This is a genomic window from Parasphingorhabdus sp. (assembly GCF_041748495.1).
Classification (GTDB): Bacteria; Pseudomonadota; Alphaproteobacteria; order Sphingomonadales; family Sphingomonadaceae; genus Parasphingorhabdus.
The window spans coordinates 15736-42193 of record NZ_JBGTDD010000058.1; the positions used below are offsets into that span (position 1 = coordinate 15736).

Here is a 26458-nt window from a genome sequence, read left to right on the forward strand (position 1 = left end):
CCTCTCCTGCCATTGCCGATAATCATCTGGGCAAGAGTTGGATCATGCAGCGAGCCCGAATAGCCAAGTGTTCAAGCCGCAACCGGTGCAGATGAAACCGCTCATTGGCCCAAACTTTGACAAACTTTGGAGACGCCTTCCCCGCTTCGGGGCCGGATTCGCATTAGGGCTTCTAGGCGAAAAACCGCGCAACAATATCCTTCGCCAGACGGGTCGGTCGCAGCGTATCCGCATCGACGCAGCACCAGCTGGACTGAACCTCGGCGAGCACTTCCTCGCCCCGCTTGATGATGGTGCTGTAGAAAGCCCGGGCGCCATGCACCTTCTCGAGCAGCACCTCGGCAATCACATCATCGTTCAGAAAAGCCGGTTTGCGATAGGTAATCTCATGCTTGATCGCGACCCAGAGATGGGTCGCCACAGCTTCGGATGGGGCGATCTTCTGCCAGTGCGCCACAACCGCATCCTGCACCCAGGTGAGATAGTTGGCGTTGTTCACATGCCCCATGAAGTCGATGTCGGATTCCGCGATGGCAATATTATGCTGATGTTGTTGACCCATATCGTTACAATAGGGATTGTTTGTGACGTTGCAAAGGCAAAAGCCGCTGTGGACCGTTAACCGCGGCCGCGATAAGGTGCAACGCCCTGTTCCGGCACCCATAAACCCGCCGGTGGCTCTCCAGACTGCCAGAAAACGTCGATCGGAATGCCCCCCCGCGGATACCAGTAGCCACCAATCCGCAGCCATCGGGGCTGCATTTCATCGAACAGCCGCCTGCCGATTCCGACTGTGCAATCTTCGTGAAAAGCCGCATGATTGCGAAACGAACCGAGAAACAGCTTGAGCGATTTCGATTCGACGATGGTTCGGTCCGGCGCATAGTCGATGACCAGATGGGCAAAATCCGGCTGGGCGGTGACCGGACAAAGCGACGTGAATTCCGGCACGGCAAAGCGCGCGAGATAAAGATCCCCGGCCCGGGGATTGGGCACATAGTCGAGTATCGCCTCATCGGGAGAAGCGGGCATGGCGCTCGCCTTGCCGAGAAATTTCGGGTCGGAGGAAGAGGTGGATTTGTCGCTCATGCAGGTCATCTAATACACGGGGCGCTTCATGTCATCACTCCTCTATATTCACCGCCGGTTCAGTGACCTCAGTGGCATCTCGCTCCGGAAATGTACAAGGACAGGGCTGTTTTTCAAGCAATCACAAATAAGCGGTGCGCGGCGGTTCTGACCGGCGCAATTTTGGGCCTGTTCCCGGCCGCGACGGCCGTGGCGCAATCCTCGGACGATGGTCTCCTGCCGATCCCGCAGAACCGGCCCTCGGTTGAAAGCTATTCGTTACCCCCGGGGCCCGGCAGCCGATCCGATGAGGCTGTGGTGCAGGGACCAGTGGATGAAGACGTGCCGCAGCCCCGCCCCATCCTTCCGCCGCCAACTGCAACCCCTGCCCGAGCGCCCCCGCCTTCGCCGGAACCGGAAAGCAGCCGCTCGGCCGCTGTGCCTGCTCCCACCAACCGCGCGAGCGATGACGTGCGACAACCGGCCAGCGACGTGCCGCCAAGAGCGGAAAATACAGAATCGCCATCCGTACCGGAACCGGATCTGGCTTCTCCGGGCGCCGCCGAACGCCAGGGGCCAATGGACCCGTCAACAGACGCCGCCTCGCCATCGGCGCAAACCGCTGCAGAGCCGGACCCGGAATCCTCTACCAATCAATGGCTGCTGCTCTCCTTTGCCGCCCTGCTGCTGGGGATGCTCGGCGCGTTGCTATTCTGGCGCGCCCGGCGTGCTCCTCCGCAGCAGGTCGATGCCCTGGTATATGAGCGCACGGAATCCCCTCCGCCCGAACCCGCTCCCCCGATCGCGGAACCCGTGCAGCCGGCGCCAACCATCGCCCTCGATTTCCGTCCGCATGCAGCCAATGCGACATTGATCAACGCGGTCCTGAGTTTTGAACTGACGCTGGCCAATCAGGGTCGCGATTCGCTGACCGAAATAAAGGTCAACGGGGCGATGGTGCAGGCCGAAAAGGATGGCGGCACCAATCCCGCCTCGATCGATCTCTCGCCTTTGGGCGAGGTTCAGAATCTTGCACCCGGCACAGACGACAAAATTCTCACTGAATTTCGGGTGCCGCTGGCGACCATCCGGCCGATAGAGTTTCGGTCCCAGGCCCTGTTTGTCCCGCTGGTTCATATCTCGATCGAATATACTGATGGATCCGGTTTCCAGCATCTTCAGACCGCCACCTATATGGTCGGTACAGAGCATCAGCCACCGCGCGCCAAGATGGCGCCGTTCCGCCTGGATCTCGGACCGCGCAGTTTTTCACCATTGGGTTACCGCGCCCTGCAAGTGGTCTGATAGGCAGCGCATTACGGGCGACGATTCCGACAAGCCATGCACAAAAACCACATAAGCGGTGGATTCGTGGGGCAATGCGTTATAGCCTCGACGGCTGGAAATCGAATCGCTAAACGGCGGGACAAATAGCGCAAATACTTGCGGGCATGAGGAGTTAATTATGGAATTGCTGGTAACGACCGACTGGCTGGCCAACGAACTGGGTGCATCGGATCTGCGGATTGTCGATGCGACAAAATTCATGCCCGATGCCGGGCGCAATCCGGCAGCCGAATATGAGGCTGGCCATATTCCCGGCGCTGTGTTCATGGATCTTGGCGAACTGACCGACACCGGCAAACCGATCGACAATATGCTACCTCCGGCTGAAAAATTTGCCAGCCGCATGCAATCGCTTGGCCTTGGTGACGGCAGCCGCGTGGTGCTCTATGACGATAGCCCCTTGAAGAGCGCCGCCCGCGCTTGGTGGATGCTGACCATTTTCGGTGCCCATGAAGTCGCCATTCTTGATGGCGGCATTGCCAAATGGAAAGCCGAAGGCCGCCCTCTGGAAACCGGCAAGGAAGCGCTGCGTCACCGGCACTTCACGGTCTGGAAAGACGACAAGGATGTCCGCACCAAGGCGGATATGCTCGCCAATCTGCACAGCAAGAATGAGCAGGTGGTCGATGCCCGGCCTGCCGACCGGTTCAGCGGCGAAACACCCGACCCGCGCGGAAACGCAGCGTCCGGCCATATCCCAGGCTCGACCAATATTCCGCACAGCAGCTTTTTCAGCGCGGACGGAACCTGGAAAAGCGCTGACGAGATCAAGACTATCTTCAGCGATGCTGGCGTCGATCTCTCGAAACCGCTGGTCACGACCTGTGGGTCAGGCATGACGGCAGCGGTTGTATCCTTCGCCGCAGCTCTGGCAGGGGCCGAGAAAACCGCTCTCTACGATGGCAGCTGGGCCGAATGGGGCGCTGACGCGGACACCCCGAAAGAATCTGCCTGAAGATGCTGACGCTGCTGGAACTATAGTTGGCCGGTCGCGACTCTGGTTCAGAAAAGCCCGCGACACAGGTCGTCACCGCTGGTCGGCGGAAAATATGGACGGGGGCGGTCGTCAATCCGCCGGTATGGCGCGGCAGCACGCACCTTTATGACGATGTGGCCCATCTCCGGGAGGGCCTCAAATCCAATGATGACGGTCAGTTCTTTTATGGCCGCCGTGGCTCACCGACCCAGTGGTCGCTGGCCGAAGCGCTAACCGAAATGGAACCCGGCGCGGCCGGGACGATGCTATATCCTTCCGGTGTTGCGGCGATTTCCTGTTCGCTGCTCGCGATATTGCAACCGGGCGACGAGATTCTGCTGACCGACAGCAGTTATGACCCCAGTCGCAGCTTTGCCGATAGCTTTCTCAAACGGATGGGGATCCGTTCGCGCTATTATGATCCGATGGTCGGGTCGGATATCGCCGCCCTGTTCGGCAGCAGCACCAAGGCGATATTGATGGAAAGCCCCGGCAGCCTGACCTTCGAAGTTCAGGATGTACCCGCCATCTGCAAGGCGGCCCATGCGGCGGGCCTTGTCACGCTGCTGGACAATACTTGGGCAACGTCTCGCTTTTTCCCGGCGCTGGAACAGGGCGTCGATATCACCATCACCGCAGCCACCAAATATATCGTCGGCCATAGCGATGTGATGATGGGTGCGGTCACCACCCATCACAAATATTGGGGGCGTCTCCGGCGCACGGCCCAGCAACTCGGCCAGATAGTCTCCCCCGACGATGCCTATCTTGCCGCGCGCGGTCTCCGGACGCTGGAAGTCCGGCTGCGCCAGCATGAAGCCAGTGCCTTGAAAATTGCCCATTGGCTGAAAACCCGGCCCGAAGTCGGCCTCGTTCTCCATCCGGCCCTGCCTGATTGCCCGGGTCACGAGATATGGAAACGCGATTTCACCGGGTCATCTGGCCTGTTTTCATTTCAGCTCAGGGAGGCTGACGACCGGTCGCGCGCTGCCTTCATCGACGCGCTGGCGCTGTTCGGCATCGGCTACAGCTGGGGCGGCTTCGAGAGCCTCGCGCTTCCGGTCGATCCGCAGAAACATCGCACGGCCACCGAGTGGACCGCCGGCGGTGCATTCGTCCGGCTTCATGTCGGCCTGGAAGACCCGGACGATTTGATCGCGGACCTTGCCAAAGCATTTGAACATTACCACAGTGCACAATCATGATCGATAATGCCCTCACCTATATTGAATCTTTGGCGCCCGACATTCCCCGCAATGTCCAGTATATCGAAGGTGCCATTGCTGCCGGACTGGTCGCGCTGGCACTGACCGCCGGCTGGTATCTCAGCAAATATATCGGCCCCAAGCTGCGCCACCTCTGGGAAGCGCGGGCCGGCTATGAGAGCGAACTGGCCGGTCGGCGCATCAGGGACATGACCCGGCGCGCAACCACATTCATATTATGCGGGATTTTTCTGGCTGCTTATCCCTGGCATCTCATTGCACAGGTGGTCTTTGCCCTGACCATCGCGATCACCGTTGGCCTGTTTGCCAATGACCTGATCCGCGGCGTGCGTATGCCAGACTGGCTGGGGACCATCATCGGTTTGGCGCTTTTCGTGAGTATCGGATCGGGATTGGTTGGCGGGATCGAACCGATTAGCGAAGCCATGGACAAGGTCGGCTTCAACATCGGTACCCGAAGAATTTCGCTGCTCTGGATCGTGACCATGGCGATCACCGCCGTCATGCTGCTCGCGGTGGCCCGCGTGCTGATGAGGCTGGTGTCGTATATTATTGGCAACAGCGAACTGGACGGCGCCCAAAAGGTTCTCGGCCAGAAATTGGCGACCGTTGCCATATTGGCCGGAGCCTTCGTTCTTGGTCTGGATTTGCTCGGGATTGACCTTACCGCTCTGGCTGTCTTCTCTGGTGCCTTCGGTCTCGCCATCGGTTTCGGCATGCAGAAGACAATCGGTAATCTGTTCGCCGGGATCATCCTGTTGATGGACCGCTCGATCAAGCCGGGTGACGTGATCGCGGTCGGCGACAGCTTTGGCTGGGTCAACAAGATTGGCGTCCGCGCGGTCTCGGTTCTCACCCGCGAGGGCAAGGAACATTTGATCCCGAACGAGGACCTGATGACACGGGAAGTTGAAAACTGGTCCTATTCCAACCCCAATGTCCGGATCAGCATCCCCGTCGGCGTGTCCTATGACACCGACATGGACCAGGCAATTGATCTGATGAAACAGGCCTGCGTCGATGTCCCGCGCGTGCTCCATCACCCCAAACCCGTCGTCTGGATGTTGGAATTTGGCGACAATAGCGTCAATTTTGAAATCCGCTGCTGGATCATGGATCCGCAATCAGGTGTCGGGAATTTCAAGGCCGCGATCCTGAAACGGGTCTGGGACCTGTTCAAGGAACATCAGATTGAAATCCCTTTCCCGCAGCGCGTTATGCATATCAAATCAATGCCGCAGGAGGCAATCGCAAAACTTGAAGCCGGCTCGAAACAGACGACCAATCCAGCAGAATCGCCAGCGACCGAATAAATGAGATTGGGAATATGGAATCGCGATAGCAAGGGTACGAACCATCAAATGACGCTTTATTAATCAGCCCAGATCAAATCCGCCTAAATTTTAAGCGGCCAGTTTCCGCTTTGTGGCGCAAGTGCAACATTTCATAATTATGTCACCTTTCCTGTCGCTTTCTTTCTTGTGCAGCGCAATAATATAGAGCAAATTTCCATTGCATGTTTAGAGACTGTTCGCGTTCGGGGCATCTGGCGCAATAAAAAGACAGCCAAGACAGAATCAGGAGGGGCGATACGCATTAACGAGAAAGGGATTTCCATGCGCACGTCCAGTAAAAATATTCTTGGCAGAAAAGCCAAATCAACCTTCGCCGGCCTTTCGGCTATCTTGTTGGCCTCCACGGCCGCTCCCGCTTTCGCTCAGGATGCAGCGGAAGAACCATCTGCCAGCGCGTTCACCATCTCCGGAAACGCGGCCGTCACATCCGACTATCGCTTTCGCGGTGTCGCGCAGTCGGGCGGCGATGTAGCCATTCAAGGCGGTATCGATATTGGCCATGAAAGCGGCTTCTATATCGGAACCTGGGGCTCCTCGATCAACTTTGCCGGTGGCACCGAGATCGACATTTACGGTGGCTGGTCGGGCGAGATAGCATCCGGCATTTCCGCGGACGTTGGATTGCTCTATTATTTCTATCCGGACGCCGGCGGTGTTGGCGGCGGGGCAACCGATTTCTTTGAACCTTATGCTTCCATATCCGCAACCCTGGGTCCGGTCGAAGCCACGGTGGGCGCTGCCTATTCCTGGAGCGGACAAAGTGCGCTGGCCAATCAGGACAATATTTACATCTACACCGACCTCAGCACGGGCATTCCGAATACACCGCTGACCGTGAACGCGCATCTCGGATATTCGAGCGGCAACAGTTTTCTCAGCACCCTTCAGGGAACCGACAATAATTACGTCGATTGGTCCTTGGGCGTTGATTATGCCATCACGGAAAATCTGACGCTAGGCGTAGCATATACCGATACCGACGACTCTCCGGCGCAGAAAGATTTCACCGACTCCGCGTTTATCTTCACTCTCGGCGTATCCTTCTAAATTCACAAAAGCCACGCTGGAAAGGGGGCCGCTCGCACCATCGAGTGGCCCTTTTTTTAACTGGCTGCGATGAGTTTCCGTGTCGCCGGATGGCGGGGATCATCGATAACGGCCTGCATCGGACCGGTTTCCACGATCCTCCCCTCTTCCATCACTGCTATCCGGTGGCACAATCTGCGCGCGGCGGCGATATCGTGGGTGATAAACAGCAGGCTCAATCCATATTCGTCCTGCAGCCGACGGAGCAGCTTGAGAATTTCCGCACCGACCAGAGGATCCAGCGCCGATGTGGCCTCATCCAGCACCAGCAACCGAGGTTCAGCAATGATAGCCCGCGCAATCGCGACCCGCTGCGCCTGACCGCCCGACAAACTGGCCGGAAGACGGGTGAGAAAATCCTCTGCCAGATCGACATCCGACAATATTTGCCGAGCCCGCTGATTGCGTTCAACCCTGGTCAGTTCGGGACATAGATTGCGCAACGGTTCGGTGACAATGTCCTCGATGCGCCATTGCGGATCGAGGCTGGCGACCGGGTCCTGAAAAACCGGCTGGATCAACCGGCGCATGTCCAGGCTGCGCTTCCGGCGTTCAGGAAGTCTTGCCCCTTTCCAGAGGATTTCACCATCGCTTATCGGCCCAATAGCGGCGATCGCTCGCCCGAGAGTGGACTTCCCGGACCCCGACCCACCGACAACCGCGAGTGATTCGCATTCCCGTACCATGATACTCGCATCAGCCAATGCCCGAATTTTGCCCCGGTGCCAGCCGGGCCGGGCAAAATCGACTCCCAGGCCTCTGGTTTCCAGCAACGGCTCACCGGGCCTGGAAAGCTCGGGCCTCGGCTCTTCGAGACGGGGTGTGGCAGCGATCAGCCGTTTCGTATAATCTTCCACGGGATTGGCGATCATGGCGCCAGCCGGACCGCTTTCCACCACCCGCCCCTGTTCCATCACCACCAGTTGATCGGCATGCCCCTCGACGGACGCGAGGTCGTGGCTCACCAGCAAGACTCCCAGACCCCGTTCGGTACGCAATTCATCGAGCAGGGTCATGATCTCAGCCCGCAAGGACGCATCCAGGGCACTGGTCGGTTCGTCGGCTACCAGCAGTTTGGGTCCATGGGCAATAGCAGCGGCGATCATCACGCGCTGGCGCTCGCCGCCGGACAGCCGATGTGGAAACTGGTCGAGCCGCTCATCTGCCCGCGAGAGACCAACGCGCTCCAGCTTTCGTGCCAGGTCAGTTCGTGTTGGCCGTGCCGATCCAGCCTGCATTGTCGCTTCCTGCAAATGGGCGCCGACCGTCAGATGGGGAGTCAGTGCGGTCAAGGGCTGCTGGAACACAAATCCGGTTAGCCTGCTCCGGGCTTCGCGCAATTGCCGGGCGCTGGCGCCGACCAGATCAATCCCGGCCAGTCTGACGGAACCTTGAACGTCGGCTGGAGTCAGGCCAAATGGCGACAGGCAGGTAAGACTTTTGCCAGAGCCCGATGCACCGATGAGAGCGGTGCATCGGCCCGCCTCGACGGTCAGGCTGATCTCCTCGACCAGGCGTTTGTCGGCGATGGCCACCGACATGTTGCGGATTTCATAGAGGCTCACGAAAAGCGGTCTCTCAACCGTTCGCCCTCAATCGTCAGGCAAACCAGGATCACCACGAGCAGCCCGCCAGGCAACGCTAGGCCAAGCGGCGTCATATACATGTCGTCGGCGCCTTCCTTGACCAATATCCCGAGCGAAGTCAGCGGTTCCTGCACCCCCAGCCCGAGAAAGGAGAGAAAGCTCTCGACCATCACCACCTGCGGCACGGTCAGCATCAGATAGGCCAGCGCGACACCGGCGATATTGGGCAAGATATGGCGCAGGATGATCGTGAGCGATGGCGTCCCCGCGGCTTCGGCGGCAAGAATGAAGGGGCGCTGTTTCAGTGCCATCACCTGCCCCCGGACCACCCGCGCCATCGTCAGCCATTCGACCAGCCCGATGCCGACAAACACCAGCAATATCGAACGCCCGAATAGCACCATCAGCAATATGACGATGAACATGAAAGGCAAGGCATAGAGCCCGTCAACGAAACGCATCATGACTTCGTCGGTTCTGCCCCCGATCCAGCCTGCGGTTGCGCCCCAGGCAATGCCGACGATCAGCGAAACCAGCGCAGCGGCAATCGCGACCATCAGCGTGATCTGGGTGCCCGCCGCCAACCGCGCCAGACGGTCGCGGCCGATTTCATCAGTGCCGAACAGGTGCGAATCGCTGAATGCCGGTGCGCGAACCGCATTCCAGTCGATCTGATCATAGTTCCACGGGAGCAGGAACGGGAGCAGTAGTGCCAGCGTCACAATGGCAAGAACCAGTAAAAGGCCAAGATGGCGTTTCAGCATAGCATCACTCTTCCCGCATTCTGGGATCGAGCCAGCCATAGATCAGGTCGGCAAACAGGTTGAACAGGATGATCAGCGCCGCGTAAAGCGTGACCACGCCCAGCACGAGCGGATAATCGCGGTTGAGCGCGCCCTGGACAAAATAGCGCCCCAGACCCGGCAATCCGAAGACGGTTTCGACTACGACCGCTCCGGTCAAAAGGCCAGCCGCTGCTGGACCAAGATAGCTCGCTACCGGTACCAGCGAGGGTCTAAGTCCATGCTTTAGCAAGATCTTGACTTCCGGCAACCCGCGGGCCCGGGCCGAGCGGATATGATCCTGTTTGAGCACACTGGCCAATCCAGCGCGGGTGAGCTTGGCGATGGCTCCCGACACCGGCAGCGCCAGCGCCACCACCGGCAATATCAACCAGGTACCGCCATGTCCCGTTCCCGAGACTGGCAGCAATCCAAGCCACAAACCAAAGAATAGCGCCAGCGCGGGACCGGTGACGAACGTCGGCAGCGCTGTCGCAATCGTAGCCAGCATCATGATCGTCTTGTCGGCGCCCCGTCCCGCTCGCACCGCAGAAAAAAGTCCAGCGGTCACTCCGATCAGCAGCGCCAGCCCTATTGCCAGTCCCCCCAAAGCCAAGGAAATGGGCAGACCTTGAGCGATCAGTTCCGATACGGTGAAGTCGCGGTAGACCAGAGACGGTCCGAAATCCCCTTGCACCAGCCGCGACAGATAGAGCCAAGCCTGCTCCCACAGCGGCCGATCCAATCCATAAGCCTGCTGCAGCGCCGCCTGCGTTTCCGGATCCAGCGGCCGTTCGCCATCAAAGGGCCCGCCGGGCGCCAACCGCATCAGGAAGAAAGATGCCAAGATGATCACCAGCAGGGTCGGGATGGCCGTCAGCAACCGCCGGGTGATCAAAGCCAGCACGTGCCGCTACAGCTCCATCGCGCCGAAACAGCTCCGCACTTCGGCAAGGAATAATTCCGGCACTTCCATCGCCGCGAAATGACCGCCGCGTTCCGCTTCGCCCCAATAGCGCAAATCCCTGAACCGCTGTTCGGCCCAGCGGCGCGAGGGGGTGATGATTTCATCCGGGAAGATGCTGCAACCCGACGGAATGGTGACCGGATCGATATTGGGGGCACCGAAGCTCTCGCGGTACAGCCGCGCCGAGGAAGCGCCAGCGTTGTTGAGCCAGTAAATCATCACATTATCGAGCAAATGGTCACAATCGAAATTGTCATCCGGGGCCTTGGCACCATCGGACCAGCCCTGGAATTTCTCCATGATCCACGCCATTTGGCCAACCGGAGAATCCGCCAGACCATAGCCCAATGTCTGCGGGCGGGTTCGCTGGATTTCTGCATAGCCAGCGCCCTGCGACTGATAGACCGCAAAATGGGCGAGCGAGGCCTGCTCCTCCGGCGTCGGATTGGTCATGATCTCTGCGGAAGGCGAGCCAACGATGACCAGATTGACATGAATGCCGGCGCAGCGTCCGAGATCTTGCGCGCCAATGACCGATGTCACCATGCCACCCCAGTCGCCACCCTGCGCAAAATAGCGCTCATAGCCCAGCCGTGTCATCAGCGTGTCCCAGGCAGTGGCAATTTTTTCGATACCCCATCCGGTCGTGGTCGGCTTGCCGGAAAAGCCATATCCGGGCAAAGATGGCACCACCAGATGATAGGCATCTTTCGCCTCGCCTCCATAAGCGGCCGGATCGGTCAGCGGCCCGATCACATCCATGAACTCGACGATCGAGCCGGGCCAGCCATGGGTCATGATCAGTGGCCGGGCATCAGGTTCCGGCGAACGGATATGCATGAAGTGGATATCAACCCCATCAATCTCGGTCAGATGATGGTCATAACGGTTGAGCGCATCCTGACAGCGCTTCCAGTCATAGCTGGTTCGCCAATGATCGACGATGGTCTTGACATAGTCCAGCGGAATGCCTTGAGACCAGTCCTCGACCGGCTCCGGATCGGGCCAGCGCACATGCCGCAACCTGATGTCGAGATCGTCCAGCGCCGTCTTCGGAATATCAATTCTAAAGTCTCTGATTTCGTCGCTCACAGTCCGTCATCCTCTTTTGGCTCGCCCCTGAAAGTAAAGGCGGTTTTCCTTCGACCTGCCCGCACCGAAACAGCTCGGGATGACAGAGATTACGCCTACATCGTTGGAACCGGTGTCTCCCCGGAATAATCATAAAAGCCCTTGCCGGTCTTGCGGCCCAGCCAACCAGCCTCGACATATTTACACAGGATCGGTGCCGGGCGATATTTGGGATCGCCAAAGTCATTTTGCAGAACCCGCAATATTTCCAGCAATGTATCGAGGCCAATCAGGTCAGCCAATGTGATCGGACCCATCGGATGACCCAGACCCAGTTGCACGCCGCGGTCGATATCCTGCATCGAGGCCGTGCCTTCGCCGAGCGCAAAAAACGCCTCGTTGAGCATCGGCAGCAAGATCCGGTTGACGACAAAGCAAGGAGAATCCTTTGCCATGACCGGGGTCTTGCCAACGGCCTTGGCAAAATCAGCTGCCATCGCCGCTGTCTGATCGCTGGTCGCCAGTCCACGGATGACTTCGACCAGCCCCATCAAGGGCACCGGATTGAAAAAATGGACGCCGACAAAGCGTGTCGGATCTTTCACCGCCTGCGCCAGCCGGGTGATCGAAATCGATGATGTGTTGCTGGCGAGAATCGCCTGGTGACCAAGCACTTCGGAGGCTGCGGCGAAAATCTGGCGCTTAACCTCTTCCCGTTCGGTAGCCGCTTCGATGATGATATCAGCATTGGCCATCGGATCGAGCTGGACGATCGGTTCAATCCGGCCAAGCGCGGTTTCGGCGGCCTGCTGCTCGATTTTTTCTTTGTCCACCAGCCGCGCCAGCTGTTTCGCGATTCCGGACTTGCTGCGTTCGGCGATTTCCATGCTCACATCGGACAGATAGACATGATAGCCGGCCTGCGCCGAGACCTGTGCGATACCGGCACCCATCTGCCCCGATCCGATAATACCGATTGCTTTCATTCCATGCCTTTCACGTCATTCATCCTGATTCAACAAGCCACTAGCGATTGTCTTTCAAACTGGCTAGATCGCAATTATGACGCCTATCAGTTTCATAGCCGGAATATTTGCGGCCATTGCCACGGCCGGCGCTGTGCCAGCCGTGCAGCCCGGAGAAATCCGGACGTTCAAGGACTGGGCCGTCGGTTGCGATAACGGCGCCGATTGTCAGGCAGTCTCGTTGATGCCGGAAGCGAGCGGAGCGGTTCCTGATGACTGGGAAGGTCCGATCTCGATCATTCGAACCGCAGGCAGCGATGACATTTTCAAGATTCACATCTTGTTCCAGCCCAAGCAAGTCGATCGGTACAAGATGATTGTCGATGGCAGGCTGGTCGACACCGGTCCTATTGTGCAGGGCGATTATCCCATCCAAATCGTAGGAACGGATGCCAGGAAAGTGGCTCAAGCCATCATCAGCGGCAACCGGCTTGTCATTGAGGGGCCAGATGATGAAATCATCGCCCGGGTTTCGCTGGCGGGATCATCCGCTGCCTTACGCTACATCGACCAGAAACAGGGTCGCGATGGCACCGGAACGGCTTTGGTCGCCAAGGGGTCACGCGCATTTCGGCCCGCAGTGACCAAAATTCCGACGATCTCTGTCGATCGCTGGGACGCAGCGAAGCGGGTCCCGGAAACCGGCGATATCATTGCCCTCGCGGAAGATTCCCGGTGCAAGCAAGAGCGCTTTGGCGTGGTCGAGGACCAGATTTTCCCCCTTGGCAAGCGCGGCAACGTCTATCGGGCACTGGTGCTGATTTCCTGCGGCACGGGAGCCTATAATTTTTCTAGCGCGCCTTATATCGGAGAATATGTGGAAAACCTGCGCGCCACCAGTGGCTGGACATTCGCTCCGGCCAAATTTGACCGGCAGCCCAGCTGGGGCGGCGAAGGCGCTGATCCCTTGCTGGTCAACGCCAACTGGAACGATCAGGACCGGACGCTGGCCAGCTATGGCAAGGGGCGCGGCATAGGCGACTGCGGCAGCGCGGAAAATTATGTCTGGGACGGCATCATGTTTCGCCTGATCGCAGCATCCGCGATGCAGGAATGTCGCGGTGCGTTTGAATGGATCACGACCTGGCGCGCCAATCACCGTCCGCTGGAACAGGTCGTGTCTGCCACCGACTAAACATCAGGGGGCGTGCTTGTAGGGATGCGCTTCGGCCAGGATAAGGGTGAAATAATCCTGTTCGTCGCTCCAGTCGCATAGCGGCGTCCAGCCGCCGGCCCGCAGCATCAGCCGGGCATCGCGCAAGCCGAATTTATGACTATTCTCGATATGGAGGCGCTGGCCGCTCACCAGACTGTGCATCGTGCCACCGATTGTAAAAGTCACATCCTCCTGAACTTCAAGATAGATTTCGATGCGCGCATAGTCGTCATTCCAGACGGCTACATGCCGGAACATTTCGACCGGAATATCGCCGTCCAGTTCCCGATTGATCCGGTCGAGCAAATTGAGAGAAAATTGGGCGGTGACGCCGGCGCTGTCGTCATAGGCATCGATCAGGACCTGTCGATCCTTGACCCGGTCCAGCCCGATCAGCAATTGCGAACCGATGCCCAGGGTTTCGCGCATGAAGCGGAGCAGATCGACCGAGGTTCTCGCGATCATATTGCCGATCGTGGAGCCAGGGAAAAAGCCGAGCTTTGGCATGTCAGCGACGGCATCCGGCAAATCGACCCGCTTCATGAAATCGGCTTCGACGGGATGGATCGGCAGATCGGGAAAATCGCCCTGCAACATCGCGGCGCTGAGTTCCAGAAACTCGCCCGAGATATCGATCGGCACATAGGCCGCGGGATCGACGGCATGCAAAAGATGAGGGGTTTTGGCGGAGCTTCCCGATCCAAATTCGATCACCGCCCTGCCCTTGCCAATGGCGGCAGCAAAGTCGGAGCCATGGTCCTGCAGCAATTTCGTTTCGGTCCGGGTGGGATAATATTCCGGCAGTTCGGTTATATCTTCGAACAATTCCGACCCACGCCGGTCATAGAGCCAGCGCGCGGGCAGCGCATAGGTCCGCTGGTCAAAGCAACGACTTACATCCTTGCGGAATGTATGGTCGATAATGGCGGTGGGCATATCCATAGCAGAAATCCTTGACCTAAAGGTCTTTTGCAAGCCGCAATCCGGTGAATTGCCAGCGCTGTTGGGGGTAGAAGAAATTGCGGTAGCTGGGCCTGATATGGCCGGGAGAGGTGGCGGTGCTGCCGCCTTTCAGGACAAATTGCCCGGACATGAACTTGCCATTATACTCGCCCACCGCTCCCTCGACAGGCTTGAAGCCGGGATAGGGGCGATAGGCGCTGCCAGTCCATTCCCAGACCAGTCCACTGTTCGGCAAGCCTTGGCAGGCGGCCACTTCCCATTCTGCCTCGGTCGGCAGACGGGCGCCGGCCCAGGTGGCATAGGCATCCGCCTCGTAGAGACTGATATGCTTGACCGGCGCGGACAGGTCGAGACTTTGGCTGCCCGTCAATCCAAATTCCGTCCATTGATCGTCGATCCGGTTCCAGTACAGGGGTGTCTCAATATGCTCCTGCTGGACCCAGGCCCAGCCGTCCGAAAGCCAGCAACCGGGTTCGCGATAGCCACCGCTTTCAATAAACTTGAGCCATTCACCGTTGGTGACTGGCCGGTTCGCCAATGCATGCGGATGGAGCAGCAGTTCGTGGCGGGGGCCTTCGCAATCAAAGGCAAATGTCCCGCCATCATGGCCAATTTTCTGAACACCGGTGGCCCCTTCTATCCATTGCAACGAAGCCGCTGGCGGGCCTTGCTCGGGAAACGCATCGGAATAGGCCGGCTGTAGCGGATTGCGGGAGAAAAGATGGAGAATATCGGTAAGCAACAATTCCTGATGCTGTTGCTCGTGATGGAGTCCGAGTTCGATGAGGTCGAGCAGCGCATCGGAAAAACCGGCCATCGTTTCGGTGATCGCTGCATCGACATGATCGCGGTAGTCCAGCAGTTCCTCCAGAGACGGCCGGGTCAGCAGGCCGCGTTCCGGCCGCGCATGCCGCGCGCCCTCGGCTTCATAATAGCTATTGAAGAGATAGGGATAGCGATCGTCAAAGACCGCATAGCCGGCGACATGGTCACGCAGCAGAAAAGTCTCGAAAAACCAGATGGTATGGGCCAGATGCCATTTGGCCGGAGACGCATCATCCATCGATTGCACGGTCGCATCGGCATCGCTCAAACCGTCGACAAGACGAACCGTATGGCTTCGCACATCCCTGAAACGATCCAGGAGACCGCTAGATCGGGGCATATTGACTGCGTCAGCCAAGGGCGAAAACGGCTGTTGTGGTTGGCTGGCGATCGATCCTACTCCGGTGGAATCTCGGTTTCACTTCAGAACATAGCGCGAACAATGTTCAGGTCAACAACTTATCATGGCGCGATTTGGTTGCAAATCGATATAAACCGTTGCGGCATTGGGTCTAGCGCGACGCTCCCGGGACCCACAATATATCATCTTTGCCGCCGCCATTCAGCATCCGGGCGAGCACGAACAGATAGTCGGAGAGACGATTGACATAGGCGAGAGCCTGCGGGTTGAGCCGTGTTTCGCTGCCAGCGGACACGCAGGTCCGCTCGGTCCGTCGGGCCACAGCGCGAACAAGATGGATGGCCGCAGCAGCTTTCGCGCCGCCGGGCAGAATGAAACTGGTCAGCGGATCAAGCTGAGCGGTCGCCGCATCAATAAGGTTTTCCAGACGCTCCACCTGTGATGGCACCATCCGGAGGACCATTTCCGAAGGGGCAAAATCATCGCCTGCCTCTGCGGGGGTGGCCAGATCCGCACCGAGGTCAAAAAGGTCATTCTGCACGATGCGCAAATCCCGAACCAGGGCATCCTCACTGATTTCACAAATCGCCACGCCCAGCGCGCTGTTCAGTTCGTCCACATCGCCAATCGCCGCCATGCGCGGGTCACTCTTGGCAATGCGCGAGCCGTCGACCAGTCCGGTCGTGCCGTCATCGCCGGTTCTGGTATAAATTTTGTTGAGTTTAACCATCAGAGCAGTCGCCTAGCTTTGGCCGCCTGCCAGCACTAGCAATAACACCACCAGCACAATCGCAATCGCCTGATATTTCACCCGGGCAAACATCATTTCATTCTGCTTCTTGTGCGACGCCGTGATGCCGTCGGCATCGACGTCACCCGGTTCCATATTGGCAAAGGCAATCAGCCCGCGCACGAGTGCGTAAACAACAGCAGCGGCCGCCGCGACGATCATCAATATCAAAATATAGCTCATATATGCACCTTAAACCTGGGAAAGCGAGATTCCAACCGGGAAGATGCCCTGCCGCAAATCTTGCAGCAGCTTATGCCCGCTGCGCCCGGCCAAACGCAATACGGACAAAGAGGCAGAATCCCGACTTTTGGCGAGCTTTTCATCTTTTTCGTCGAGCAATAAGGGATGGTGATAATAAACCGGCGTTGGCAAATCCAGCAGCGCCTGCAGCAAGCGATGGATGTCAGTGGAGGCAAACAGATCGTCGCCGCGCACGACATGGGTGATTCTATCGCGGGCATCATCAAGGGTCACCGCGAAATGATAGGCCACGGGCGTTTCCTTGGGCACCAAAATGACATCACCCAGTCGTTCGGGATCGCTCGCCTGCACTCCGTGCCGTTCATCCCGCCAACCGAGCGGCCCGCTAAGCGTAACCGCCTTGGCGACGTCCAGCCGCCAGCTGTGCGGCTCTGCTGCCACCCTTTTTCTCGCCAGTCCCGGGTCCATATTCCGGCATGTTCCCGCATAGACCGGTCCATCGGGACCTTCCGCCTGCGAACCAGAAGCCTGCAATTGCCGCATATCGGAGCGGCTACAGAAACAGGGATATAAGAGACCCATGGCTTTCAGCCGCTCCGCCGCTTGCGCGTAGCTGTCCAGCCGTTCGGACTGGAAAATCACGTCCCCGTCCCAGTCGAGTCCCAGCCAGTGCAGATCATCGAATATGGCAGTGACAAATTCGTCGCGGCTCCGTCCGCGGTCAATATCCTCGATCCGCAGCAGAAACTGGCCACCGCGCGCGCGGGCAAAATCATGCGCGACCATCGCGGCATAGGCGTGGCCCAAATGCAACAATCCGTTGGGGCTGGGCGCAAAACGCACCACAATATCTGTATTTAACTGCACACTTGACGTCATCGGGCGGATATTGTTCTTTGTGTAATAGTCATGTCATGTTCTTAGGGATAAAGAGCGGGCAGTAAAGGACAAGGGAGACAAAGCACATGTATCACCCCGACTTGCTGAGGCATCCGGAAAGCTGCCCCTCGCTTGTCCTCAACGCCGACTACACGCCGCTATCTTATTACCCGCTCAGCCTGTGGCCATGGCAGACCGCGATCAAAGCGGTGTTTCTCGACCGAGTCGATATTGTGTCGAGCTACGAGCGCGAGGTACACAGCCCCAATCTCGACATGAAAATCCCCTCGGTGATTGCGCTCAAGAAATATATCAAGCCGTCGGAATATCCGGCCTTCACCCGTTTCAACCTGTTTCTGCGCGACAAGTTTGAATGCCAATATTGCGGGTCGCCCCATAATCTGACCTTCGATCATGTCATTCCGCGCCGCCAAAAAGGTCGCACGACCTGGGAAAATGTCGCCACTGCGTGCCTGCCCTGCAATCTCAAGAAAGGCGGAAGGACGCCGAAGGAAGCGCATATGCAGCTAACAAACCGTCCGATCAAACCGACCAGCTGGCATCTCCAGGAACATGGCCGCGCCTTTCCGCCCAATTTTCTGCACGATACCTGGCACGATTGGCTCTACTGGGATATCGTGCTGGAAAGCTGAGGCGCGCTTGCGTCCGGTTTCGGCTATCCCCCGGCTATCCGGACTCATTTCGGCCGATCAGGACCATCCGGCGTACCGGATTCGATTTAACCGCAAATTTGCGCTATGATCACAAAATATTTTGTTGCGTACCCACCGAGTCCGAGAAATTCTCTTGCCGGAGGTGCAGATGATGATGAAATCACACTTAACATTGGGTACCGCGCTGCTTGCGCTAAGTGCCTATGGCGTCGAAGCCGCTGAGGCTCAATCCAGTTCTGCTGCCGCTGCCAGCATGGCGGACACGGAACTCGTCCAAATGGCTGGCGCACCGCTTTTTGAAGGCATGGGCGACTATAGTCGCAAAATTTCGACCAGTTCAGAAGGCGCCAATCGTTATTTCAACCAGGGCATGGTGCTGGCGTTCGGTTTCAATCATGCCGAAAGCATCAGATCGTTTCGGGCGGCCCAGCGACTCGATCCCGATTGCGCGATGTGCTTTTGGGGAGAGGCCCTGGCGACTGGTCCCAATATCAATGTAACGAGCAAGGGCAAAGCGGTGATGAGCGAGGCTGATCGCAAGTCCGCGTTTGCCGCCATCAATCAGGCGATGGCTCTCAAAGAAACGGCGACGCCGCTGGAACAGGCGCTGATCGAAGCGCAGGCCAAACGCTATAATGGTGATCCGACGACGGATCGTCTGCCGCTGGATCTTGCCTATGCCGAAGCGATGGGTGAAGTTGTTGCAGCACATCCGGAAGATGATGACGCAGCGGCAATCTACTCCGAGGCATTGATGAACACGATGCCGTGGGACTATTGGTCCGCTGACGGCACGCCCAAACCAGAGACGGAAAAGGTCATCGCCGCGCTGGAGCGTATCATCGCCCGCAGTCCGCGGCATCCGCTCGCGCTCCACCTCTATCTTCATGCCGTCGAGGCATCCGCAGAGCCGGGCCGGGCGGAGGATGAAGCGGACACGCTCGCCAATCTGGTGCCCGGATCTGGACACCTCGTGCACATGCCGGCCCATATTTACTGGCGGGTTGGACGCTATGATGATGCTGCCACGGCAAATATCCGGGCAGCGGCTGTCGATGAAGAATATATCGCTGCCTGCAACGCACAGGGATTCTATCCGGCGATGTATTATCCGCATAATATCCATTTCCTCTGGGCAGCGACCAGCATGGCGGGCCAAAGCCAAATGGCGATTGATTCGGCGCGTAAAGTCGCTGCAAATGTCCGTATGGAACAAATCGAGCAATTTCCGACGGTGGAGTTTTTCAAGACCATCCCGCTGCTAACGCTCACCCAGTTTGGCAAATGGTCAGACATTCTGGCCGAGTCGACCCCGCCCACAGATCTCGATTACTCAAACGCAATCTGGCGCTACGCACGGGGTATAGCGATGGCGAATAGCGGTGATATCAAAGGCGCACAGGCCGAGCGCACAAAGCTCGCGGCCGTGAAGGATTCAGTGCAGATACGCTTTCTGGACAGTGCCGATTATCCCGCCAGTGTCCTGCTCAATATTGCCGATGATCTGTTGCAAGGCGAAATGGCGCTCAGGTCAGGCGACCCTGATCTGGCAGTCGGCCATTTTGAACGCGCCGTAGAGAAGCAGGATTCCCTTCCCTATACGGAACCGCCCTTTTGGTATTATCCCACCCGGCAGTCACTGGGGCAGGCGCTGCTCGAAGCGGACCGGCCTGCCGAAGCGGAGGCTGTGTACCGGAAAGATCTGAAAGACTATCCACACAATGGCTGGTCGATGTCGGGACTTGCCACCGCGCTGGAACGGCAAGGCAAGTTGGAAGAGGCCAAAATGGCAAGAGCCCACTTCGACGTCATCTGGTCCAAGGCAGATGTGCAGATTGAAGGGTCGCGCCTCTAGCAACTGTATCCGCTCGGGGGAAGCACCGGCCGCTCTTGTGGGGTCTCGGCAGGATGCCCGCTGATGGTGTTTCCCACGAGTTGATACAGGGGTCTGGTTTCGCTTGACCAATAATCTGTTGCGGTGCAGCATCAATGAATGACCCAATCCCTTATCGTCCGCCAGAATCCTGACATCAAATATCTGGGCAAATTGCTCGGCGATGTCATTCGGTCTTATGGTGGCGAAGAACTGTACCGGCGCACCGAATATATCCGTTCCACCAGCGTCGACCGGCATCGCGGAGTCGCCGACGGCGATGCGATTGACCCGGGACTGGATGCGCTGACCCTTGACGATACGCTGGCTTTTGTCCGCGGCTTCATGCTGTTTTCACTGCTCGCCAATCTCGCCGAGGATCGCCAGGGCGTATCGGCGGAAAAAGGCGCGACGGTGGTCGAGGCGATCGAACTGCTGGCCAGCGAAGGGGTCGACCGGCAAGCGATATTGAACCTGCTCGACGAGGCCCTGATAGCGCCGGTGCTGACCGCCCATCCGACCGAAGTCCGCCGCAAGAGCATCATCGATCACCGGGCCCGGATTGCCGAGCTGCTGCTGATGAAGGACGCCGGACATATAGAAACACCGCAGGGTGACATGCTCGACGATGCGATCATGCGCCAGATTGCCCTGCTCTGGCAGACCCGCCCGCTCCGCCGCGAGCGGTTATTCGTTACCGACGAGGTACAGATTTCGCAAAGCTATATGAAGGATGTGTTCCTGCCAGTGCTGCCGCGGCTCTATGCCAAATGGGAACAGATATTGGGCGCGCGCCTGCCCAGTTTCCTGAAGCTCAACAGCTGGATTGGCGGTGACCGGGATGGCAATCCCTTCGTCGATGCCCAGGCCATGGAAGAGGCGCTGTCGCGGGCTGCCGAAACCGTGATTGGCTATTATCTGATGTGTGTCCATACATTGGGTGCCGAACTTTCCATCTCTACGGAACTGGCAGACGTGCCTGAAGCGGTGCTGGCGCTTGCTGAGGCCAGCGGCGACGATGCGCTCAGCCGCAAGGACGAGCCCTATCGCCGCGCCTTGTCGGGTATCTATGCCAGACTGTCGGCGACCCATCTCAAACTGTGCGACCATGTGCCAGGGCGGGTGTCGGCAATTCCGGCCGAAGCTTATGAGAACCCGCAACAGTTGCGCGCGGATCTGGTCATTTTGGCCGAGGGGCTCAAAGCGGGTGGCAAGGGCGTCTTCGCTACATCCGGGGCGCTCGGCCGCCTGATCCGGACGGTCGAACTGTTCGGCTTTCATCTCGCCACGCTCGATATGCGGCAGAACAGCAAGGTGCACGAACAGGTGGTGGCTGAACTGTTGCAGCGAGCCGGTGTGGAACCGGATTATCTGGCCCTGGACGAGACAGAACGGGTCAAGCGGCTGCGGGCAGAACTGGCCAATAACCGTCCGCTGGCCAGTCCGTGGATCACCTATAGCGAGGAAACGGCCAAGGAATTGTCGATCATCCGTGCCGCCGCCGAAGCCCATCGGAAATATGGCCCCGATGTCATCACCAATTATAATATCAGCAATGGCGAAAGCGTTTCCGACATATTGGAAGTCTATGTCTTGCTGATGGAGACGGGACTGTACCACGCGCCGACAGAAGAGGAACCGGCACCCGCCTGCCCGATCATGGCAGTGCCCTTGTTCGAGACCGTTGCCGATCTGGAAAATGCGCCCGATGTCATGATCGATTTCTTTACCCTTCCCGAAATGCACGCGCTGGCCAGAGCGCGTGGTCATCAGGAAGTGATGATCGGCTATTCCGACAGCAACAAGGATGGCGGCTATCTGACTTCAACCTGGAGCCTGTTCAAGGCGAGCGATGCCCTCACCCCGATTTTCGCGGAAGCCGGCATCAAGATGCAGTTGTTCCATGGCCGCGGCGGCGCAGTGGGCCGCGGTGGCGGCTCCGCCTTCGGAGCAATCAAGGCACAGCCCAAGGGCACCGTCGCCGGCCGTATCCGGATCACCGAACAGGGTGAAGTGATCGCCGCAAAATATGGCACGGAAGATGGCGCGGAGGCCAATCTGGAAGCAATGACTTCGGCGGTGCTGATCAACTCGCTGGAGCCTGATCGGACCGACTCCAGGGTGCAGGCCGAATTCGCCTCAGCGATGGACGACATCTCCCAGGCCGCATTCACCGAATATCGCGATCTGGTCTATGGCGACGACGCGTTCCGCAGCTTTTTCCGGCAGATGACGCCGTTGACGGAGATTGCCAAGCTCAAGATCGGTTCGCGCCCGGCCAGCCGTACGAAAAGCGACAAGATCGAGGACCTCCGCGCCATTCCCTGGGTGTTCAGCTGGGCGCAGGCGCGGGTGATGTTGCCCGGATGGTATGGCGTCGGCCAGGCCCTTGCGGCTTTTGATGACAAGGCCAAGCTGATGGATATGGCGCAGAGCTGGCCTTTTTTTCAGGCGACCTTGTCCAATATGGAAATGGTCCTGGCCAAATCGGACATGGGCATCGCCGCCCGCTATGCCGAATTGGTCGAGGATCAGGCGATGGGTCAGGCGTTTTTCAACCGGATCCGTTCCGGCTGGTACCAGACGCGCGACATATTGCTCGAAATCACCGACCAGCCCCATCTGCTGGCGAAAAGCCCATCGCTGTTCAACAGCATCGAATTGCGCCTGCCTTATATCGAACCGCTCAACCATCTGCAGATCGAGTTGATGAAACGCCTGCGCGCCGGCGAAGACGATCCGCGGATCGGTGAGGGCATCCAGCTGTCGCTCAATGCCATTGCTACCGGATTGCGCAACAGCGGCTGATCCGTGCGCATTGACAGCGTGCACAGTCATGATTCCGGCCAACATTATATTTTGCGACTTCCGAGCATTTTTGTCAGTCGCCGACGCTGCCGGTAACGCCTAGACTTCTCCGAAATTAGGAGAGATTCATGGCCATCGAGACGAAACGTAGTTTTTGCCGTTTTTGCCACGCCAGCTGCGCGATGGTCATTGAAGTCGAGAATGACAAGATTGTATCTGTCAAAGGCGACAAGCAGGATCATCTGTTCCATGGCTATACCTGCATCAAGGGTCGCCAGCTTCCCGACATGCACAATCTCCCCGACCGCATGATCACCAGCAAGATTCGACAGCCCGACGGCAGCTTCAAGGATATTGCAACCGCTGATGCACTGGCCCTGGCTGGCGCGCAGATGAAAAAAATGGTCGAGCAACATGGCCCGCACAGCATCGCCGTCTATTGCGGCACCAACGCATTCCAGAACAGCGCCGTGCTCGGTACATCCTACGCCTTTGCCCAGGCCGTTGGCTCGCGCAACTGGTATACCAGCGTCACCGTCGACCAACCGGCCAAGGTCTTTACCACTGCTCGCTATGGCATGTGGATGGGGGGCGGCAATGCCTTCACCGAGTCCGATGTCGCGATGTTTGTCGGCAACAACCCGATCGTTTCCCATTATTCCGGCGGCATGCCGACTGCCTCGCCGTCGCGCGGCCTGCGCGATGCGAAAGAACGCGGCCTGAAGGTTATTGTCGCCGATCCCCGGGTGAGCGAAATGGGCAAATTGGCGGACATCTATCTGCCGGTCAAACCGGGCGAGGACCCCGCCCTGCTCGCCGGCATGCTCAATGTGATCTTCGAGGAGAAGCTGTTTGATCAGAATTTCGTCGCCGCTCATGTCGATGGCGTCGCGGAACTGGAGGCTGCCGTCAAACCGATGACACCCGAAATTGCCGCAAAACGCGCTGGGGTTGACAAGGATCAGCTGATTGCGGCAGCCCGGATGTTCGCTGGCGCCAACAAAGGCCGTGTTGTCACCGGCACTGGTCCTGAAATGGCCGGCAACGGAACGCTCACCGAATATCTGGTCGCCTCACTCAACATCCTTTGCGCGCGGTTCAATCAGGAAGGCGAGCGTGTCTCCGCACCAATGGTTTTCAATCCGCTGATGGGCGGACCGAGAAAGGCACAGGTCGCCCCGAAAATGCCGACATTTGGCGAAGGCTTTGCCAAGTCGCGCATTCGTGGTCTGGGTTTGTTGGGCAAGGAAATGCCATGCAACGTGCTGGCCGATGAGATCCTGACCCCCGGTGAAGGCCAGATCAGGGCCCTGATCTCGATCGGCGGCAATCCCGAAATTGCCTTTCCGGACCAGCAGAAGGTCCGTCGCGCGCTCGACGAATGTGAGTTGTTCATCCAGGTCGACCCATGGATGTCGGCCAGCGCCAAACGTGCCGACATGATTCTCGCCCCATCCATGTGTCTGGAGCGGGAAGATATCAACAATGTGTCGGACGCTTTCACCGAAGAAGCCTACGCTCATTATACCGAGGCGATGGTCCCCCCGCCGGGCGACACGATGGACGAATATGAAATGCTCTGGTGGCTCGCCAAGCATATGGGCATTGCACTGAACTTTCCTGGTGGCCCCGTATCGATGGACGAATGCCCCGACAAGGCGACCGTTCTTGATCTGATCTCCGAAGGTTCGCTGCTCAAGCCGAGCAAAGCCAAAGCCGATGCAGCAGCGCTGAAGCGCAAGGGTGCGGCAATCACCTATGAGGAACTGCACCCCGTGGTCGGCCCGGCCGATCCGGATGCACAGGAAAAATTTGATCTCAATGCCGGAGCCATGCCTAGCGAACTGATCAACTATGCTGCCAATGATCCGGCCGTTGCCGGCTTTGACTTCCGCCTGATTTCCCGCCGGTCAAAGCACCGCTACAACAGCAATGGTCACACTTTCCCGAAGCTGGTCGAAAAAATGCCGACCAATCCTGCCTTTTTCAACCCAGGTGATCTTGCGGCAGCAGGCATCGAAGACGGCGCCATCATTGAAATCACCTCGACGACAGCGTCCATTTTCGGTCTGGCCAAGGCCGATGACAAGGTCCGTCCTGGCGTCATTTCGATGAGTCACGCCTTCGGCGATAGCGAGGCCGGCAAGGATGACGTGATGACCAGGGGCGGATCCACCAACCGCCTTCTGTCAGACGACAGCAACATTGATCCGATCACTGGACAGGCCCTGCAAAGCGCGATACCGGTCAGGGTTTCAGCCGCTTAAGGAAATCCGATGACAGACAATGTGGTGCGCGGGTTCGCTCAGGACCGGTTTGCGCATGTCCGCGATATCATGGCGGCCAGCCTCGATAGCGGCGCCGATGTCGGGGCTTCCTTTTGCGCGACGATCGACGGCGAGACCGTGATCGATATCTGGGGTGGCTGGGCCGACGAAGCGAAAACTCGACCCTGGAAGTCTGACACGATCGTCAATGTCTATTCGACGACGAAGACGATGACCGCCCTGACTGCCCTGTTGATCGCCGATCGCGGTGAGCTGGATTTTGCTGCACCGGTCGCAAGATATTGGCCGGAATTTGCGCAAAATGGCAAGGCCGACATCACCGTAGCCCATCTGATGAGCCATTCGTCCGGCCTTTCAGGTTGGGAAGAACCGATCACGCGCGAAGATCTGTATGACTGGGACAAGGTCACAGGACTGCTGGCCGGTCAGGCACCCTGGTGGGAACCGGGCACGCAGGTCGGCTATCATGCCATCACCCAGGGCTATCTGGTCGGCGAAGTGGTCCGCCGGATCACCGGCAAGTCTCTGGGTACGGTTTTCCGCGAGGAAATCGCAGAGCCGCTGGATGCAGATTTCCATATCGGCCTGGCTGCCGAACATGACCACCGCGTTGCCGACCTGATCCCGCCGCAAGCTGGCGCGGCGCAGGCAGCGAGCAATGATATCCAGCGCAAGACCTTTACCAATCCGCCGATCAATCCGCTCGACACCCGGACCAGGGAATGGCGCGGCGCCGAAATACCGGCGGCTGGCGGCACCGGCAATGCCAGATCCGTTGCGGAAATCCATGCGCTTCTGGCCAATGGCGGAGTCGCCAACGGCCAGAGGATTCTCTCCGAAGCCGGCTGCCGCAAGGCGCTCGAGCCGCAGATTGAAGGGAAGGATCTGGTGTTGATGGGTTTGCCGCTAAAATTCGGTCTCGGCTTTGGCCTGTCCGGTGAAGTCGTTAAGTTACCCAATGAAAACAGTATATTCTGGGGTGGCTATGGCGGCTCGCAAATCGTCATCGATATGGAGAACCGCGCGACCTATTGTTACGTCATGAACAGGATGGGCGACGGTTTGCTCGGCGACATGCGGTCGGCCGATCTTATCGGGGCCACAAGGACTGCGGCCTAGCTCTCCGCTGCGCAAGTCCCGGAAATTCT

Annotated in this window: 23 protein-coding genes; 11 read left to right on the plus strand and 12 right to left on the minus strand. The window is 58.4% G+C overall.

What is annotated here, in order from left to right; genetic code table 11:
* Positions 1-172: 172 nt before the first annotated feature.
* Complete coding sequence (locus tag ACEW8J_RS04725) at positions 173-562, minus strand: acyl-CoA thioesterase (protein WP_373490483.1); 390 nt, start codon at positions 560-562, stop codon at positions 173-175.
* Positions 563-618: 56 nt separating this feature from the next.
* Positions 619-1089 carry a preQ(1) synthase gene (queF, locus tag ACEW8J_RS04730; protein ID WP_373490484.1) on the minus strand — a complete coding sequence of 157 codons (471 nt, stop codon included), beginning with the start codon at positions 1087-1089 and terminating at the stop codon, positions 619-621.
* Positions 1090-1251: 162 nt separating this feature from the next.
* On the opposite strand from queF, the gene ACEW8J_RS04735 reads away from it, so the two are divergent.
* The 5 genes from ACEW8J_RS04735 (at position 1252) to ACEW8J_RS04755 (ending at position 7019) form a co-directional block, all read left to right on the plus strand.
* Positions 1252-2373 (plus strand): hypothetical protein, encoded by a 1122-nt coding sequence (locus ACEW8J_RS04735; RefSeq protein ID WP_373490485.1) that lies wholly within the window; start codon positions 1252-1254, stop codon positions 2371-2373.
* Positions 2374-2533: 160 nt separating this feature from the next.
* Entirely contained in the window at positions 2534-3370 is an 837-nt protein-coding gene (gene sseA / locus ACEW8J_RS04740; protein ID WP_373490486.1) for a 3-mercaptopyruvate sulfurtransferase, read from the plus strand.
* A 26-nt stretch (positions 3371-3396) separates the two neighbouring features.
* Positions 3397-4596, plus strand: a complete 1200-nt coding sequence (gene metC / locus ACEW8J_RS04745) for a cystathionine beta-lyase (protein ID WP_373490487.1) — start codon at positions 3397-3399, stop codon at positions 4594-4596.
* Positions 4593-5930: a mechanosensitive ion channel family protein gene (locus ACEW8J_RS04750; RefSeq protein ID WP_373490488.1), complete on the plus strand. Its 1338-nt coding sequence runs from the start codon at positions 4593-4595 to the stop codon at positions 5928-5930. Before metC ends, ACEW8J_RS04750 begins: the two co-directional genes overlap by 4 nt.
* A gap of 303 nt (positions 5931-6233) precedes the next feature.
* Complete coding sequence (locus tag ACEW8J_RS04755) at positions 6234-7019, plus strand: TorF family putative porin (RefSeq protein ID WP_373490489.1); 786 nt, start codon at positions 6234-6236, stop codon at positions 7017-7019.
* Between the two features lie 56 nt (positions 7020-7075).
* Here the strand turns inward: ACEW8J_RS04755 and ACEW8J_RS04760 are convergent, their stop codons facing one another.
* The 5 genes from ACEW8J_RS04760 to ACEW8J_RS04780 form a co-directional block, all read right to left on the minus strand.
* Positions 7076-8623: an ATP-binding cassette domain-containing protein gene (locus ACEW8J_RS04760; protein WP_373490490.1), complete on the minus strand. Its 1548-nt coding sequence runs from the start codon at positions 8621-8623 to the stop codon at positions 7076-7078.
* Complete coding sequence (locus ACEW8J_RS04765) at positions 8620-9408, minus strand: ABC transporter permease (protein ID WP_373490491.1); 789 nt, start codon at positions 9406-9408, stop codon at positions 8620-8622. The genes ACEW8J_RS04760 and ACEW8J_RS04765 overlap by 4 nt, the downstream gene beginning before the upstream one ends.
* A 4-nt stretch (positions 9409-9412) precedes the next feature.
* Complete coding sequence (locus ACEW8J_RS04770) at positions 9413-10333, minus strand: ABC transporter permease (RefSeq protein WP_373490492.1); 921 nt, start codon at positions 10331-10333, stop codon at positions 9413-9415.
* Positions 10334-10339: 6 nt separating this feature from the next.
* Entirely contained in the window at positions 10340-11485 is a 1146-nt protein-coding gene (locus tag ACEW8J_RS04775; protein WP_373490493.1) for an epoxide hydrolase family protein, read from the minus strand.
* Positions 11486-11580: 95 nt separating this feature from the next.
* Positions 11581-12450 carry a 3-hydroxyacyl-CoA dehydrogenase NAD-binding domain-containing protein gene (locus tag ACEW8J_RS04780; RefSeq protein ID WP_373490494.1) on the minus strand — a complete coding sequence of 290 codons (870 nt, stop codon included), beginning with the start codon at positions 12448-12450 and terminating at the stop codon, positions 11581-11583.
* A 76-nt stretch (positions 12451-12526) separates the two neighbouring features.
* Between ACEW8J_RS04780 and ACEW8J_RS04785 the strand changes: the two genes are divergently transcribed.
* Positions 12527-13624, plus strand: a complete 1098-nt coding sequence (locus ACEW8J_RS04785; protein WP_373490495.1) for a DUF1176 domain-containing protein — start codon at positions 12527-12529, stop codon at positions 13622-13624.
* A gap of 3 nt (positions 13625-13627) precedes the next feature.
* On the opposite strand, the gene egtD is transcribed toward ACEW8J_RS04785, so the two are convergent.
* The 5 genes from egtD to gluQRS all read right to left on the minus strand — a co-directional run bounded on the left by egtD (position 13628) and on the right by gluQRS (position 17667).
* Positions 13628-14587: an L-histidine N(alpha)-methyltransferase gene (gene egtD, locus ACEW8J_RS04790; RefSeq protein ID WP_373490496.1), complete on the minus strand. Its 960-nt coding sequence runs from the start codon at positions 14585-14587 to the stop codon at positions 13628-13630.
* A 16-nt stretch (positions 14588-14603) separates the two neighbouring features.
* Positions 14604-15791 (minus strand): ergothioneine biosynthesis protein EgtB, encoded by a 1188-nt coding sequence (egtB, locus tag ACEW8J_RS04795; protein ID WP_373490497.1) that lies wholly within the window; start codon positions 15789-15791, stop codon positions 14604-14606.
* A gap of 154 nt (positions 15792-15945) precedes the next feature.
* Positions 15946-16524 (minus strand): cob(I)yrinic acid a,c-diamide adenosyltransferase, encoded by a 579-nt coding sequence (locus tag ACEW8J_RS04800; RefSeq protein WP_373490498.1) that lies wholly within the window; start codon positions 16522-16524, stop codon positions 15946-15948.
* Between the two features lie 12 nt (positions 16525-16536).
* The gene (locus ACEW8J_RS04805) at positions 16537-16767 is read right to left on the minus strand and encodes an HIG1 domain-containing protein (RefSeq protein ID WP_373490499.1); all 231 of its coding nucleotides are present in this window, start codon (positions 16765-16767) and stop codon (positions 16537-16539) included.
* Positions 16768-16776: 9 nt separating this feature from the next.
* A complete protein-coding gene (gene gluQRS / locus ACEW8J_RS04810) occupies positions 16777-17667 on the minus strand; it encodes a tRNA glutamyl-Q(34) synthetase GluQRS (RefSeq protein WP_373490500.1) in 891 nt (296 codons plus the stop codon).
* A gap of 86 nt (positions 17668-17753) precedes the next feature.
* Here gluQRS and ACEW8J_RS04815 point away from each other — a divergent pair, with 86 nt between their 5' ends.
* The 5 genes from ACEW8J_RS04815 (at position 17754) to ACEW8J_RS04835 (ending at position 26429) form a co-directional block, all read left to right on the plus strand.
* Positions 17754-18320, plus strand: coding sequence for an HNH endonuclease (locus ACEW8J_RS04815; protein WP_373490501.1), 567 nt, complete (start codon positions 17754-17756; stop codon positions 18318-18320).
* A 169-nt stretch (positions 18321-18489) separates the two neighbouring features.
* Positions 18490-20196, plus strand: coding sequence for a tetratricopeptide repeat protein (locus ACEW8J_RS04820; protein ID WP_373490502.1), 1707 nt, complete (start codon positions 18490-18492; stop codon positions 20194-20196).
* A 138-nt stretch (positions 20197-20334) separates the two neighbouring features.
* Positions 20335-23022 (plus strand): phosphoenolpyruvate carboxylase, encoded by a 2688-nt coding sequence (ppc, locus tag ACEW8J_RS04825; RefSeq protein ID WP_373490503.1) that lies wholly within the window; start codon positions 20335-20337, stop codon positions 23020-23022.
* 128 nt (positions 23023-23150) lie between these two features.
* Positions 23151-25289: a molybdopterin-dependent oxidoreductase gene (locus ACEW8J_RS04830; RefSeq protein WP_373490504.1), complete on the plus strand. Its 2139-nt coding sequence runs from the start codon at positions 23151-23153 to the stop codon at positions 25287-25289.
* A gap of 9 nt (positions 25290-25298) precedes the next feature.
* Entirely contained in the window at positions 25299-26429 is a 1131-nt protein-coding gene (locus ACEW8J_RS04835) for a serine hydrolase domain-containing protein (RefSeq protein ID WP_373490505.1), read from the plus strand.
* Positions 26430-26458: the final 29 nt, after the last annotated feature.